The sequence below is a fragment of the Desulfosporosinus lacus DSM 15449 genome (genome assembly GCF_900129935.1).
In the GTDB taxonomy this organism is placed as follows: Bacteria; Bacillota; Desulfitobacteriia; order Desulfitobacteriales; family Desulfitobacteriaceae; genus Desulfosporosinus; species Desulfosporosinus lacus.
The window spans coordinates 14,004-29,466 of record NZ_FQXJ01000023.1 but is presented as its reverse complement, the minus strand read 5'-3'; the positions used below and the strand labels follow the sequence as shown (position 1 = coordinate 29,466).

Annotated in this window: 12 protein-coding genes; 11 read left to right on the top strand and 1 reads right to left on the bottom strand. The window is 42.7% G+C overall.

Going from position 1 to position 15,463, the window contains the following annotated elements; all coding sequences use genetic code 11:
- Position 1: 1 nt before the first annotated feature.
- The 5 genes from BUB11_RS22310 (at position 2) to BUB11_RS22290 (ending at position 6,108) form a co-directional block, all read left to right on the top strand.
- Positions 2–517 carry a UvrB/UvrC motif-containing protein gene (locus tag BUB11_RS22310; RefSeq protein ID WP_073032383.1) on the top strand — a complete coding sequence of 172 codons (516 nt, stop codon included), beginning with the start codon at positions 2–4 and terminating at the stop codon, positions 515–517.
- Complete coding sequence (locus tag BUB11_RS22305; protein ID WP_073032381.1) at positions 507–1,547, top strand: protein arginine kinase; 1,041 nt, start codon at positions 507–509, stop codon at positions 1,545–1,547. The genes BUB11_RS22310 and BUB11_RS22305 overlap by 11 nt, the downstream gene beginning before the upstream one ends.
- A 98-nt stretch (positions 1,548–1,645) precedes the next feature.
- Positions 1,646–4,087: an ATP-dependent Clp protease ATP-binding subunit gene (locus BUB11_RS22300; protein ID WP_073032379.1), complete on the top strand. Its 2,442-nt coding sequence runs from the start codon at positions 1,646–1,648 to the stop codon at positions 4,085–4,087.
- Positions 4,088–4,235: 148 nt separating this feature from the next.
- On the top strand, positions 4,236–5,642 hold the full coding sequence (gene radA, locus BUB11_RS22295) for a DNA repair protein RadA (RefSeq protein WP_073032377.1): 1,407 nt from the start codon (positions 4,236–4,238) through the stop codon (positions 5,640–5,642).
- A gap of 277 nt (positions 5,643–5,919) precedes the next feature.
- Positions 5,920–6,108: an aspartyl-phosphate phosphatase Spo0E family protein gene (locus tag BUB11_RS22290; protein ID WP_073032375.1), complete on the top strand. Its 189-nt coding sequence runs from the start codon at positions 5,920–5,922 to the stop codon at positions 6,106–6,108.
- Between the two features lie 218 nt (positions 6,109–6,326).
- Here BUB11_RS22290 and BUB11_RS22285 read toward each other — a convergent pair whose 3' ends face one another.
- Positions 6,327–7,784, bottom strand: coding sequence for a sigma-54 interaction domain-containing protein (locus BUB11_RS22285; protein ID WP_084110458.1), 1,458 nt, complete (start codon positions 7,782–7,784; stop codon positions 6,327–6,329).
- Positions 7,785–8,328: 544 nt separating this feature from the next.
- On the opposite strand from BUB11_RS22285, the gene BUB11_RS22280 reads away from it, so the two are divergent.
- From BUB11_RS22280 to BUB11_RS22255, 6 genes are all read left to right on the top strand, one after another.
- Entirely contained in the window at positions 8,329–9,210 is an 882-nt protein-coding gene (locus tag BUB11_RS22280) for an FAD binding domain-containing protein (RefSeq protein ID WP_073032373.1), read from the top strand.
- Between the two features lie 3 nt (positions 9,211–9,213).
- Positions 9,214–9,699, top strand: coding sequence for a (2Fe-2S)-binding protein (locus BUB11_RS22275; RefSeq protein ID WP_073032371.1), 486 nt, complete (start codon positions 9,214–9,216; stop codon positions 9,697–9,699).
- The gene (locus BUB11_RS22270; protein WP_084110456.1) at positions 9,699–12,077 is read left to right on the top strand and encodes a xanthine dehydrogenase family protein molybdopterin-binding subunit; all 2,379 of its coding nucleotides are present in this window, start codon (positions 9,699–9,701) and stop codon (positions 12,075–12,077) included. The genes BUB11_RS22275 and BUB11_RS22270 overlap by 1 nt, the downstream gene beginning before the upstream one ends.
- Before the next feature lie 575 nt (positions 12,078–12,652).
- On the top strand, positions 12,653–13,921 hold the full coding sequence (locus BUB11_RS22265; protein WP_073032369.1) for a double-cubane-cluster-containing anaerobic reductase: 1,269 nt from the start codon (positions 12,653–12,655) through the stop codon (positions 13,919–13,921).
- Positions 13,918–14,658 (top strand): acyl-CoA dehydratase activase, encoded by a 741-nt coding sequence (locus tag BUB11_RS22260; RefSeq protein ID WP_073032368.1) that lies wholly within the window; start codon positions 13,918–13,920, stop codon positions 14,656–14,658. Before BUB11_RS22265 ends, BUB11_RS22260 begins: the two co-directional genes overlap by 4 nt.
- A gap of 90 nt (positions 14,659–14,748) precedes the next feature.
- The gene (locus BUB11_RS22255) at positions 14,749–15,222 is read left to right on the top strand and encodes a C-GCAxxG-C-C family protein (protein ID WP_073032367.1); all 474 of its coding nucleotides are present in this window, start codon (positions 14,749–14,751) and stop codon (positions 15,220–15,222) included.
- Positions 15,223–15,463 lie beyond the last annotated feature (241 nt).

Below are 15,463 nucleotides of genomic sequence, written 5' to 3'. Positions count from 1 at the left end.
AATGCTTTGTCAGCATTGTAAACAGCAAGAGGCAATTATGCAATTGTTTATAACAGAAAACGGGAATACTCGTGAGGTGTATCTTTGCGAGTCTTGTGCTAAAAAAACCCAAGAAGTAAGTTTTGTCTTCCACCCCGCCATTGTGCCGGAGTTTTTACAAGCACTTTTTGGCTTTAATTCCACTGCAAAGGACCAACCAACGGAGACAGCATGCCCTAAATGTGGACTTAGCTTTTCCCAAATTACGCAAGTCGGAAAGCTGGGATGCAGTACCTGTTATGAGACCTTTGAAACTCAACTTGAGCCCTTACTGCGACGTGTTCATGGCGGAGGTCAAAATGTGGGTAAAATCCCTGCAAGACGAGGAGCAACTCTCATAAAACGCATGGAACAAAGAAAGCTGAAGGAAACTCTTCAAGCCTTGATTCAGCAAGAAGCGTTTGAGGAGGCTGCTGTAGTAAGGGATCAGATTCGTAAAATTGAGCAATCGGCTGGAGGGGAAAAAAGTGATTCGTAAAGAGCTTCTTTTACAGCACAGCGCCTGGATGAGTGAAACCGATTCTCCGGTCGTTATTAGCAGTCGGGTTAGATTGGCACGTAACCTTGAGGATTTCCCTTTTCCCCATGGTCTAAGCCAGGAAGGTGCCGCTCAGGTTGAGAAAACTGTTGCCCAAGTTTTAACCGATACAGAAGGGGAGAATAAGGAACTCAGTTATATACCTCTAACAGAACTGAATAGTATTGAGCAACAAGTTCTCATAGAAAAGCATTTGATCAGTCCGAGTTTAGGAGGGGCAACTGGAGCGCGGGGTGTGGCGTTAGCCCCTGATCACCGTTATGCAGTGATGGTTAATGAAGAAGATCACCTAAGAGTTCAAGTGCTTTTACCGGGCAATCAGCTTTTAGAATCACACCGTTTAGCAACAGAGTTAGATGATCTTTTGGAAGCAAAACTTGATTTTGCCTACAGGGAAAGTCAAGGATATCTTACGGCTTGTCCTACAAATGTAGGGACTGGACTCAGAGCTTCAGTTATGGTCCATTTGCCGGGCTTGGTTATCACGAAGCAAGTTCAGCAGGTCTTAGGGGCGGTAACTCGCTTGGGGTTAGCCGTACGGGGGTTATATGGCGAAGGCTCTCAAGCCTTCGGACACATCTTTCAAGTTTCTAACCAGATTACACTTGGGAAGAGTGAAGAGGATATTTTAACTCATTTAGATGCAGTAACCCGACAGATTGTTGAGCATGAGCTTCAGGCACGTGAACTTCTTCGTCAGCAAACTCCTATACACTTAGAAGACAAAGTCTGGCGGGCCAGGGGAACCTTACAAAATGCACGGTTACTCTCATCGGAAGATGCGATACATCTTTTGTCCCATGATCGGTTAGGAACAGATATGGGATTACTGCCCAAGACTAAGGATTGCTTTGCGACGTTAATCGTCGATACCCGTCCGGGATGTTTGCAATATATCCTCGATCGAGAACTTGACCCCAGTCAACGTGATGAGGAACGGGCTCGCTTGATACGAGAACGAATCGCGTGAAGCCTACGAAAAAACGAGACAAGATGCAAGCAGAAATTCTTAGCTCTTCACCGAACGCTAACTATAAATAACTGCGAACAGGAAAGGATGAAAGATTTATGAAGGGTCGTTATACTGAACGTGCCGAGAAAGTATTAGCTATAGCCCATGATGCAGCCAAACGAATGGGCCATCAAGTGGTAGGGACTGAGCACATTTTGCTGGGGCTTATTCAAGAAGGGGAAGGCATTGCTGCGCAAGCCTTGACAGGAATGAATTTGGACCTTGCAAAAATACAGAATCAGATTGAACAAATCACTGGGGTGGGTCAGCCTATCAAAGGGGAAGTTGGATTCACCCCTCGAGTAAAAAGGGTCTTGGAATTGGCGAATGAGGAAGCTCATCGGCAAGAGGTTAATTATATTGGAACAGAACACTTGCTTTTAGGTCTTATTATGGAGGGAGAGGGAATTGCAGCTCGCATCTTGGCAAACCTTAATGTAGGTCCTGAAAGAGTATGGAAACAAGTCGTTAAATTATTGGGTGGAGAATTGGATGAATCTTCGATACCTGCCCCAAATGCTATTCAACCTTCTAAAAATGCCGGTCCTGTGAACACACCTGCTTTGAATGAGTTTGGTCGCGACCTTACTTTGCAAGCGCGCGAAGGACGTCTTGACCCTGTAATTGGAAGAGAAAAGGAAATAGAACGGGTAATTCAGGTTTTAAGCCGGCGTACGAAAAATAATCCTGCGTTGATAGGAGAACCCGGTGTTGGTAAAACAGCGATAGCAGAGGGATTAGCACAAGGTATTGTTAGTAATAGAGTGCCGGAAATTCTAGTAAACAAACGAGTCATTACTTTAGACCTTTCGGCAATGGTGGCAGGAAGCAAATACCGTGGTGAATTCGAAGAGCGCTTAAAGAAAGTTATGGAGGAGATCCGAGCGGACGGAAACATCATTCTCTTTATAGATGAGCTGCATACCTTGATAGGAGCGGGAGCAGCAGAAGGTGCAATTGATGCAGCAAATATTTTGAAACCCGCTTTAGCCAGGGGTGAACTGCAATGCATTGGAGCGACAACATTAGAAGAATACCGAAAATACATCGAGAAAGATTCCGCTTTAGAACGTCGTTTCCAACCTATCACAGTCGGTGAGCCGACTGTAGAGGAAGCCATCGTGATACTCCATGGTTTGAGGGATCGGTATGAGGCTCATCATCGGGTGAAAATAACCGATGAATCTATTGAGGCTGCCGCCCGCCTGTCTGATCGTTATATTGCGGACCGCTTCTTGCCAGATAAGGCTATAGACTTGATGGATGAAGCAGCTTCGCGAGTTCGGTTAGCAAGCTTTACGGCGCCGCCTGATTTGAAATTACTGGAGGAAGAAACGGAACGATTGAAAAAAGAGAAAGAAGCGGCCGTTTCCAGTCAGGAATTTGAGAAAGCTGCGCAATTCCGTGATCAAGAACAAAAATTACGAGCGGAGTTGGCTGAACAACGTGGAGCTTGGCAAAACCAACGTTATAAAGAAAATGCTATGGTTACTGAAGACGACATTGCTCAAATTGTTGCAAGTTGGACAGGAATACCTGTCAAAAAACTTGCAGAAGAGGAAAGTGAACGTCTGCTTCATCTGGAGGATCTCCTTCATCAACGACTCATTGGACAAGAGGATGCAGTCACTGCGGTTGCTCGAGCAGTTCGCCGAGCACGGGCAGGGTTGAAGGATCCAAAGCGTCCAATCGGTTCCTTTATTTTCCTCGGACCAACAGGAGTCGGGAAAACCGAACTGGGGCGAGCTCTAGCAGAGGGAATGTTTGGGGATGAAAAGGCGCTGATTCGTATCGATATGTCAGAGTATATGGAGAAACATGCAGTTTCCCGACTTGTAGGAGCACCTCCGGGATATGTGGGGCATGATGAAGGGGGTCAACTTACAGAAGCGGTAAGGCGAAAACCCTATAGTGTTGTTTTGTTGGATGAGATTGAAAAGGCCCATCCTGAAGCTTTCAATATTTTACTCCAAGTTCTTGAAGACGGACGTTTAACTGATACTAAAGGAAGGACAGTCGACTTCCGAAATACTGTAATAATCATGACATCCAATGTAGGATCTTCCTTCCTTAAAAAAGAAGCTATGGGCTTTGCACCTAAAAAAGATGAAAAGACAGATTATCGAAATATGCGCGGATATGTAATGGAAGAGCTGAAACGCTCCTTCCGCCCGGAGTTTCTAAATCGAATTGACGAGATAGTGGTCTTCCATTCCCTCCAAGAAGAACATCTAGTCAAAATCTCTGAAATTCTAATTCGTCAGGTGAACAAGCGTTTAAGTGAAAATGGTTTAGCGCTTGAGGTTGAAAAAAGTGCTGTCGAGCTAGTTGCTAAGGAGGGAAACGATCCGATTTTTGGAGCACGTCCTCTTCGGAGAGCTATTCAAAGGTTAATTGAAGATGCACTCTCTGAGAAAATACTTCAAGGGGAATTTAAAAATGGAGACCGAATTCGTGTCGAAGCAGAAGATGGAAAGATGAAGTTTACCAAGATCTAATCTATGTGTTTAATACACGCAGATATTTGTCAAGGGATGCAGGGGCAATTTATGAATTGCCCCTGCTATATTAGGCATGGGGATGGTTAGTGTTAGAAGCACATTATTATTCAGGCATCAGATAGTGCCTTGGGAAATGGGGCGTTAGATGAAGATTAAGGTAATTTATCGGTGTTCTAATTGTGGGGCTGAAAGTCTAAGATGGTTAGGAAAGTGCCCAAAATGCGAGGAATGGAATACGTTTGAAGAATCAGAGAGTCAACTAAAAACGACGTCTTCGACAAGCAAGAGAAAAACATCTCCGAAGAGGTTATCGGAGGTTTTACCTGGCAATAGCGATAGAATAGTGACGAGCATTAGTGAATTTAACCGAGTCTTGGGTGGAGGCATCGTCAAGGATTCAATCATTATATTAACAGCACGGCCAGGTGCAGGAAAATCAACTTTGCTTTTGCAAGTAGCAGATGATGTTGCAAATAAGGGCTACAAGGTTTTATATGCTTCGGCCGAAGAGAGTGACAGTCAAATCAAAAATCGCTCTGACAGAATTCTAAAAGGAAGCAAGAGTAACATATGGGTATATTCGGATACTAGTATGAACCATGTTTTAACCTCAATTGAGGAACTTGATCCTGATTTGATCATTATTGACAGTATCCAGACGTTCACCCTTGAAGAACATAATTCCCGACCAGGTTCACCTATCCAAACAATGGAGTGCGCCAATGAACTTCTAAAAATAGCGAAAAATAACAGTCGTCCAAGGGCCGTGATAATGGTAGGGCAAATGACTAAAGATGATGAAATCGCGGGACTTCGTGCGTTAGAGCACTTGGTCGACGCTGTGTTAATTCTTAACGGAGAAAACGGGGAAGAATTAAGGGGAGCTTGGTGTTCGAAGAATCGATTCGGAAGTACAGGTGAAATAGGTTTCTTCTCAATGACTGAACAAGGAATGCTGTCCATCGATAACCCGTCAGAGTTCTTTATGACTCAAAGGGGAGAGGGACAAACAGTTTCAGGAAGCGCCTTAACTGTGATCAAAGAAGGAACACGCCCAATTATTGCGGAAGTAGAAAGTCTCGTATCCAAGTCTTTTACTCCCTATCCCTCTAGAATTGCAGAGTGCTTGAGAAGAGATCAATTAAACACCCTTATCTCTATCTTGGAACAGAGAGGAAAGATCAACCTATACGATAAAAATGTGGTCATTAAAACAACAGGTGGTCTTCAGCTCAAAGAACAATCTGCAAGCCTGGCTATTATCATGTGTATTGTTTCTTCTATTAAAGATAAAGCCATTCCCAATGATACTGTATTTGTAGCGGATGTTGGATTAACAGGAGAATTGAAAAAAGTTCCTTCAATTGAGGCGCGTATACGGGAAATAGACAGAATGGGTTTTAAGCGAGTCTATATAGCAAAAAATACGCTAAGAGATTCTTCGAGGTTTAAGAACCTCGAAATTATCGAGCTTAACACTTTGTATGAGGTCATTGTGGATTTAAATATGAGAACAGTGTCAAAGATAGAAACTGATTTTATTAGGGACTAAAGTAAGGATGAATAGGCATGACAAATTTAACCAAATTTAGACTTGCTTAGTGTTTATAAGCCCTTGTTAATTAGACAAAATTATAATAGAATTTTCATAAGGATATAAATTAGTTTTAAATTTAGAGGTGATGCAAATAGTAGTTGTAGTGCTTTCAATTTAATATTGGCATTCCTAGTAATTTCAATTGTCATCCCTAAGTATCTTATTTCATTAAAGGCAGAGTAACTAATACCCCTAATCTCTTGTCTTTTTGGACGTTGAGGAAGGTGGTCTAATGAGGGGCGATTTACAGGACTTACTAAATGCCGTTGAAACGAAACGCGATCAACTTAATAAGCTGGCTACATTTAATAAACTTACTTCTGAAGAAGTAGTTACTATTAGCCGTGAATTGGACAAACTATTAAATGAAGTAAATAGTTTGTCAAACGGAAAGAGAGACAAAATTGATAGAGAGCTATAAAAGGTTATCGAAGCAAAAGTAAGGGCTGTTTCAAAATAGAAATTTACATTTGTATTTTGAAACAGCCCTTTTTCTATGTAGAAAAGCAAAAGGACAAGTTTGAGATATTGAAGAGCGGTCGAAGGTTTTGGCATATTCTATATTTTCTGAAAATAAAGTCGATTTATGACCTTTTATTTTACTTACTCCCTAATTCTTTTTGTCCAAGAACTTTTTTATCAGTCATTTATGAACGCCAATTTTGACCTTCTTAGTCTTCTAATCCTTCTGGTTAGACTAGATAAACTGATATCCAGCTGTACGGCTGCTTCTTCCCTGCTCCCACAGTGCGTAATCATTTGAGCAATATATCTATTTTCGAATTCTTCCATAGCATCATTAAGTGTCTTTGCTTGATAATTATATTCTAGTGTTAGAGGTTCGCAAGCCGAATGGTATTTGGGGGGGATGTGTTCAGGAGTTATCACTGTTTCTTGAGCAATAATGATCAAGCGCTCAACTAAATTGGTCAACTCTCGCACATTACCCGGCCAATCATATTTTGACAAGATTTCAATCGCTTCTTTACTGAATTTGACATTGAGATTATATTTTTTGTTGAAATGATCCGCGTAATGTTGAGCAATTAAAAGTATGTCTTCTCTTCTCTCTCGCAAGGGGGGAATTGTGATCGGTAAAACGTTTAATCGATAATATAAATCTTCACGGAACAGTCCGTGCGTGACCATTTCCTCAAGGTTTTTATTAGTGGCAGCCAATATCCGCACATCAATCTCTCTTGGCTTAACCCCTCCCACCCTGGTTACTTTTTGATCCTGAATAACATTCAAGAGTTTGACCTGCATGTTTTTTGGTAAATCTCCTATTTCATCCAAAAATAGTGTGCCTTTATTGACAAACTCAAAATATCCCGCTTTACCTTCTTTGCTGGCTCCGGTAAAGGCTCCTGTTTCGTATCCGAATAATTCGGATTCCAAAAGATTCTCAGGAATAGCTCCACAATTAATTTTTAAAAACAATCCCGCTTCATTACGCGGGCTTGCTTTATGAATTATTTTAGCAATTAAGTCTTTCCCCACCCCAGACTCGCCTAGCAACAACACCGAACTGTCAACATTAGCTACTCGATACGCCAAATCAATAACCTTGCGCATTTCTTTGCTATGGGCGATGATCTCCGAGTTATTATTTTTTTTAAGTTGATTCAGTTCTGCTAAGTATTTCGAGGCAAGCACTTGAGTTTGCTGGTGTTTTTGCTTTAGTTGATTCAAATCCGTGATATCCCGCACATTACAATAGACCCTGTGGATTTTCCCGTTACTATCGTAACTTGGAACACCAGTACTTAGAGCAATCTTACCATTAATTGTGTTAATCACTACAGTTTCTTTCTGACCGGATTCAATAACCTTCAACGTTGCACTGGCGTCAGTTATCCCCTTTTCAATTTGCTCTCTTGTTGTTTGACCAATTGAATCCGGATATTTAAGCCCCATAATTCGTTCTATCGAGGGATTGATATATAAAATTCTACTTTCATTATCGGCTATAAGCAGACCATCATAAGAGTTTTCAAGCATCCCTAAAAGGTCCCGATTCTGGTGCTCTAATTCGTCATTTCGCTTCCGAAGATGTTCTAGTAGTTCTTGGTTAATTGTTTCTTCTACGTGACTCATTAATCTCACCCCTTATTTGATACTGTCGGAATAGACTAATTAATTAAATAGTCAATATATTCTAATTATATCATGATCAATCCCTGTGATGTAAATCAAATTGTACAACCATGCGTCAATTTAAACAAAAGTATATTGTCTCAATAATTTATGTGTGCCGCTGGATCTCTCCATTAATTGCAGCAAGGGGTAGCGACGAGTATGTTTTTCTGGCACAATAATTGCATATTTGTGGAATATACTGAATAATTAGAATTTTAATTTGAAAAATATGACGGAGGAGGTATTCATTGATTAGATAGTCAAGCTCATAAATATTCTCGATGAAAGTGAGATGAGCCAAAATGGGGAACTTACCCAAAGGAGGAAGCTTCCTTTTTCGACAAACTAATCCACAATATATTTTCACACCAGAGGATTTCACACTTGAACATAAAATTATTTACCGGAAAGCCAGCAAGTATGTTGTCTAATACAACGGCTTTGCCTAGTGAGATACGGCTGCAATGTCCAAGTTTAAACAAAAAGAGGAGGTTGCTCTAAGATGTTTTTGAATCACTTTGAGTATTTTGCACCAAAAACGCCGGCAGAAACCCTAGAATTGGTTGCCCGCTTGGGGAGTAAGGCCAAAATACTCGCCGGGGGCACCGATTTAATGGTGGTGATGAAGGCGAAGGCAATTAGCCCCGACTATCTGATCGACATCAATGGGGTAGAGGAGTTTAAAGGAATTTTTTGTGAGCAAGGAAAAGGCGCTGTTATCGGAACAAATACTAAGTTGGCTGAGATTCAATTTTCAGAGGCGATTCAGGCAAAATACCCTGCTCTTGCATACGCAGCTGGTGAGGTAGGTTCATCTCAGGTAAGGCATATGGCTAGTTTAGGAGGCAATTCTTGTAATGCTTCTCCGGCAGCAGAGACCCCGACACCCCTAGTGGCGATGGACGCGAAAGTGGTGCTTAGCAGTATTTCGGGGGAGAGAGAACTGCCCTTGGAAGAATTTATTTTAGGCGTCCGGGTACTGGACCTTGCAGAAGGTGAAATGTTAACAAAGTTCGTACTGCCGGAACCTAAACTGAAATCAGCATGCCGCTATGCCTACATGGGACGCAGAGATGCCATGGAAATCGATTGTGTCAATATGGCTGTAAATATAGAGCTGGAAGATGACGGTGAAACAGTTAAAAATGTTAAGCTTGTGATGGGGTCTGTTTATCCAAGGCCCTTGGTATCAAAGGAAGTTACTGCTCTCTTACTAGGGCAAAAGCTTACTGATCAACTGATCGAAAAGGCTGCTGAGGCGGCCCAAGGTGAAGCTAAACCGATTGATGATATTCGGGCATCTGCTGAATATCGCCGCGAAATTGTCAAAGTACTGGCACGCAGGTTGCTTAAAGAGGCTTATGCCGCTGCGAAGGGGGTATAGTTGATGAAAAAACTAATTGAATTAGATATCAATGGTAGGATTTATGAAGTAGCCATTGATGCCAGAGATTTGCTCATCGATGTCATCAGAAATAAAGTAGGCCTTACAGGCAGTAAGAAAGGCTGTGGAGATGGCGACTGTGGAGCCTGCACCGTGTTAATTGACGGCAAACCAGAGTTGTCTTGTATTAAACTTGCTATTGCCAGCCAGGGCAAGAAAATTACCACTATTGAAGGTCTGGTAAAGGAAGGCGGCCAGCTTCATCCGATTCAGCAGGCATACGTCGATCATGGTGCCGTACAGTGCGGTTTTTGCACACCGGGTATGATCTTGTCCTCAAAGGCGCTGTTGGACAGAAATCCTAATCCAACCAAGCATTATATAAAACACGAGTTAAGTGGAAATATTTGTCGTTGCACCGGCTATAAGAGAATAATTGAAGCAGTTGAAGCGGCGGCTAAGGTTTGGTCCAAAGAGGGGGTGCAATAATGGAGAAGAAAGATTTAAAATCAAAATGGAATCTGACCCCGGAAGGCTGGAATCTCGAAGGGGTACCCGCCTGCCAGGATGAGAATAGATATACCCAGGTGGGAAGAAGTGTACCCAGGATAGATGGCCCTATCAAGGTTAAGGGGGAAGCAATTTATACAGGGGATATGACACTCCCCGGAATGGTTTATGGGAAAATTAAACGCAGCACATACGCTCATGCAATCATTAAAAATATTGATTGCAGCAAAGCTCTGGAGTTGCCGGGTGTTCTAGCAGTCCTTACCGGAGATGAGGCTCCTAACAAATGGGGTATCGTTCCACAGGCAGCCAATGAGACTGTCTTAGCCGTTGGAAAGGTTCGGTTCTATGGTGAAGGCGTGGCTGCCGTTGCTGCCCTGGATGAAGAAACTGCCGAAGCCGCCCTGGAATTGATTGAAGTCGAATATGAGCCTCTGCCAGTTTTGCTCGATCCTTTTGAATCTATGGAACGCTCTCAGGAAGTGCTTATCCATGAAGATAGTAAGGGAAATATAATGCATGCTGGGGAGCAGGTCTATGGCGACGTGGATAAGGCCTTTGCCGGGTGTGAGTATGTTTTAGAAAGAGAGTTTCATACTAACTATCCGCAACACGGCTTTCTTGAGCCGCATTCAGCCCTTGCCAGTTATGACGCTCAAAACGGTCAACTGCATTTGTGGGCCAGCAGTCAAATTCCCCATTACTTACATCGACAAATGTCGATAGTATTAGAAATACCCATGAACAAAATTCGGGTTACACTTCCTACAATTGGCGGTGGGTTTGGCGGCAAAGGAGAAGCAGCGCCTTCAGAATTTGTAGCCTGCTTGTTATCAAGGAAGGTAGGCAGGCCCGTTAAAGTAGTTTACGATCGCCAAGAAGTATTTTATACGAACAAAGGCCGGCATCCATGCCATATGAAGGTGAAAATGGGTTTGGATAAGGATGGTTATATTCAAGCTGTAGATTTTGACAATACATTGGACAAAGGTGCATACTCTGGCTGGGGGATCGTTGTGTTGTTTTACACTGCCTCAATGATACATCTGCCCTATAAGGTTCCTAACGCCCGGTTTCGGGGAAGAAGTGTTTATACTAATAAACCCAGCACTGGGGCCATGCGCGGTCTCGGCGGGGTTCAACCTCGGTGGGCTTTGGAGTGCTTGATGGATGAAATGGCTGAAATGATGGGAATTAGCCCATACGAATTGAAACTAAAAAACGCTATCGAATCCGGACATACCTGCATTAATAATATGTTCGTACCGCATTCCGAGTTTAAGAAATGCCTTGAGACAGCGGTTAAAAAATCAGGTTTCCTGGAAAAACAGGGCAAGTTACCTTTTGGGAAAGGTATTGGAATGGCGGGGGGGTATTATATCACCGGCACAGCCTACACTCTTTATCAAAATTATAAGCCGCACACTACAGTGATGATCAGGGTAGATACAGAGGGAGGAGTTACCCTTCTTTGTGCAGCCGCGGAGATCGGTCAGGGGTGTAATACCGTCATGGCCCAGATGGTAGCTGAAGAACTTGGTATCCATTATGAAGATGTACATGTTCAGTCGGGAGATACAGAAATAGGGGCCTTTGATTTGGGAAGTTTTGCCAGCCGTCTAACTTATGCGGCCGGGGCTGCTATCAAGATGGCCTGCGTAGAAATTAATCAAAGACTAAAAGAAACCGCAGCCGGAATGCTTGGAGTACGGGCCGATCAATTAGTGATTAAAAATCATGAGATATATTCAATGTATGAGATCAAGAAACGGATCTCGTGGGAAAAGGCTGTTGAGGCCTATACCAGTATCAAGGGGACCTTGGTTGGTATGGGTAACTTTTCTCCACCCAGGCGCAAGGGAATTGATATTATAAGCGGGAATCGGGTTCAGGGCGCAAATATTGGTCACTCTCCTACTTTCGGTTTTAGTTCCCAAGTACACGAAGTAGAAGTGGATGTGGAAACTGGCCGAATCTATGTGAAGAAGGTAACTGAAGCCGGTGACTGTGGTACACCAGTTAACCCCATGAGTGTAGACGGACAGGTAGAAGGGTCCATCATGTTTAATATAGGAGCCTGTCTTTACGAAGATCAGAAGTTAGATGTCAATGGTAAACATTTAAACCCAAACTTCCACGATTACAAGACGCCAACTACTATGGAAATGCCAGAAATGGATACTAACATAGTAGAAAGTTATGATCATTCAGCTCCGTTTGGGGTGAAGGAAACAGGTGAAGGAGCTGTTCAGCCTACTTTCCCGGCTCTTACCAACGCGATTTATGATGCCATCGGCGTAAGATTTTACAACCTGCCCATTACCCCGGAAATGGTATTAAGGGCTTTAAAGGATTAAAAAGAGGGCAAGTTGTAACAATTGAGTAGTTTTACTCCTCGTCAGAAACGAAATATAAATTTAAACTATGGAGTAATGGGGCCGTAACGAAACTTGAGATTTTTTCAAGCTGGTGGTGGGTTATCCCAAGAAAGAGGACTGTACACCTTTGAAGTGGTGAACAGTCCTCTATTAAATAAGGGGATTAACAAATAGAGTGGGGATGAAATAAACCGGAAAACAAGTTTAGTTACATCACCATTACTCTTTTAAGGCAAAAGCATAGATTAAGTTGCTCTATTTGCCAGTTACTCATATGAAAGCTGATGGACTGAGCTAGGGCTTCAAGGAGCAATTTTGGAGCAGAGTCCTTGAGTCAGCGGAAGCAAAAGATTCTGCCGCCCATGAGGAAGTTAGTCGATCAGCAGACAATATCTAATTTTAGACCTTTAACACATATTGATTTAGTGATAATATAGAATAAATAAAATGTTATATATGGAGGGGAGAATTCGATGTGTATTGAACCATTGAATCTTTAACTTCGAACCAGATCATGAATGGGGACAACTTAAAAGAATAGGGAGGATAAAAGAATGGATAATAGAGAATTATGGACAGCCTTGGGTATGGATTTAGAGAAACACGATGATTTTTTGGCCCCTGTGCCAGCGATTTTTACGAGCTTATTTCTGGATCGCCCCAATCGCCCTAAAGCGATGGGGTATTTTGATATGATAGTCGGAGACGTGCATGGGATTCGAGTGCATGAACTATATGCTATGAAAGAAGCTGGCGCTAAGGTGTTCTCAACCTTTTGCGTCTATGTTCCGGAGGAAATTGTTGTTGCGACGGGGAGTGCCAGCATTGGACTATGTGCTGGGGCCCAGTATACTGTTTCTTCAGGGGAAAAAGTTTTGCCTCGCAACCTCTGTCCATTGATTAAGTCAACCATGGGCTTTAAATTAGATCGAATCTGTCCGTACTTTCAAGTTTCTGATTGGGTCATCGGGGAGACGACCTGTGACGGTAAGAAAAAGGCTTGGGAGATCCTTAATGAACACATTCCTACCTATGTAATGGACCTCCCACAAAAGAAAGACTCCAAAGATGCCCGCCTATGGGAAGAAGAAGTGCGTGATTTTGCATCTTTCATTGAACGCGAGACCAAGGTAAGCATAACCTCTGAAAATCTGGCTCAAGGAATTCAGAAGATCAACAATAAACGCCATGCACTTCAAAGGTTAGCTAACTTAAGAAAACATAACCCAGCGCCTATTCACGGCTTAGATGTCCTCTTAATCAATCAACTCTCCTTCTTTGATGATCCAGTTCGCTTTGCTGCACAAGTCAATGCTCTTTGTGACGAACTCGATGAACGGGTCAAAGAAGGGGTCGGAGTTGCACCCTCCGATGCGCCAAGGATTCTGGTGACTGGAACTCCGCAACCGCTTCCTGCTTGGAAACTTCATGCCTTAATCGAACAAGCCGGAGCTGTGGTGGTCGGTGAAGAAACCTGTACAGGAGAACGCTATTATAAGGATATCACTGAGCCTGCGGACAACCTAACGGATATGTTTGCCAATATTGCTAAGCGTCCACTAAAAGTGAATTGTGCTTGTTTTACCCCGAATCAAGGACGCATGGAAGATATAAATCTCATGGCTGAAACCTTAAAAGCGGACGCCGTGATCGATTTTAACCTCCAGTTCTGTCAGCCCTATGGCGTGGAAAGTTATTTTGTTGCTAAGGAAATGGAAAAGAAAAAGATTCCCTTCCTGCGGCTGGAAAGTGATTTTTCTGAAGAAGACCAAGGGCAACTCTTGACCCGGATAGAGGCTTTAATCGAGATGATTCGTGCATGAAACAGGCTGGGTTAGATCTTGGCTCGGTTAATACGAAGTTAGTGGTACTTGAAAACGGAGAACGAGTATACAGCCATGTCATACCTTCCCGGTTCGATTCTGTCCAAGCGGGTATTACTCTATTAAAGTCCTATGTCGAAGAACATGGAGAAAAACCTAAAAATCTTGTGGTCACAGGGTACGGACGGGTAAATTTTCCGGAGGGGCGGGTAATTACGGAAATTACCTGCCAAGCAAGGGGATGTCATGCGTATTTTCCGGAGTATGCCTACATTTTAGATTTAGGGGGACAAGACGCTAAAGTGATTAAGAAAAGCGCGGAAGGAAAAGTTGTTCAGTTTATCATGAATGACAAGTGCGCTGCCGGAACAGGACGTTTTTTAGATGTTATCCTCAAGGGATTAGATCTAACCTCCATGGAGATGGAGTTAGCTACAGAGGCAAAGCCAATGCCCATCAATTCTATGTGTACAGTTTTCGCAGAATCTGAAGTCATTACTATGCTGGCTAAGGGCATTCCAAAACCAGAAGTGATTGCAGGCCTCTTCAAAAGTACCGCAAAGCGTCTTGCCAATTTTGTGGAGTCTGTCGGACATCCTGAATGTTTGATATTCACTGGGGGCGGCGCATATTACAGTCTCTTAGTCCAATTTCTTGAACGGGAGTTAAAGGGGAACGTTGTGATTCCGTCTGAACCCGAATTAACTGCGGCTTTAGGTGCGGCATTATTAGCATAACAACTGAGAATAGCACTTGCTTAAGATGGCAGGTGTAATTCTCAGTGTGTTCCTGTAAGATAAAAAACAAACTTAGGAGGATCCTTGAAAATGGAAAGAGAAAAAATTATATCTGATGTAAGAAGCAAGGCGGGAGGGTGTTTCCAAAAAGGTGAGTTTTATTGTTCCGAAGCCGTGATTCATACCCTTAACGAATTTCTTAGTTGGCCCTTTGATCGTTCAATTGTCCGCCTGGCCGCCGGTTTTCCAGTCGGAATCGGTAGGTCTGGGTGTGTTTGTGGCGCAATCAGTGGTGGTGTAATGGCCTTAGGGATGGTTTACGGCAGGGATCCAGGCAATGCAATGGACAGTAGAATGTTTCCTGTCGCGGCTGAACTTCATGACCATATTAAGAAGCTATATAAGAGTACTTGTTGCAGAGTGATTACTAAAGATTTAGTCTTTAACTCTCCTGAAAGAAAAGCGCACTGTGTAAAAATTACAGGGGAAGTTGCGGCCTGGGTTGCAGATAAATTGCTTAATGATGAAGCGCTTAAAGATAAAATCCAACCCGTAGTTGTTTAGAATAGAGTGAAAGTATGATATACCTTGCCAGATCGCTTTTTTGCGTTCTGGCTTTTTTTTGTAGGATATGAGATTATTTTCGGTCCTGTCTAATTATAAAGTGCCTTGAAATATAGAGTGGCGCAGATGTATAATTAAATAATAATAAAAATATATAATTCTATAATTATATAGTATATTGTGTCCGCGCAAAGAGATCATGCAGTCTTGTCTTGAAGGGGGGACCTCATTGAACTACAAG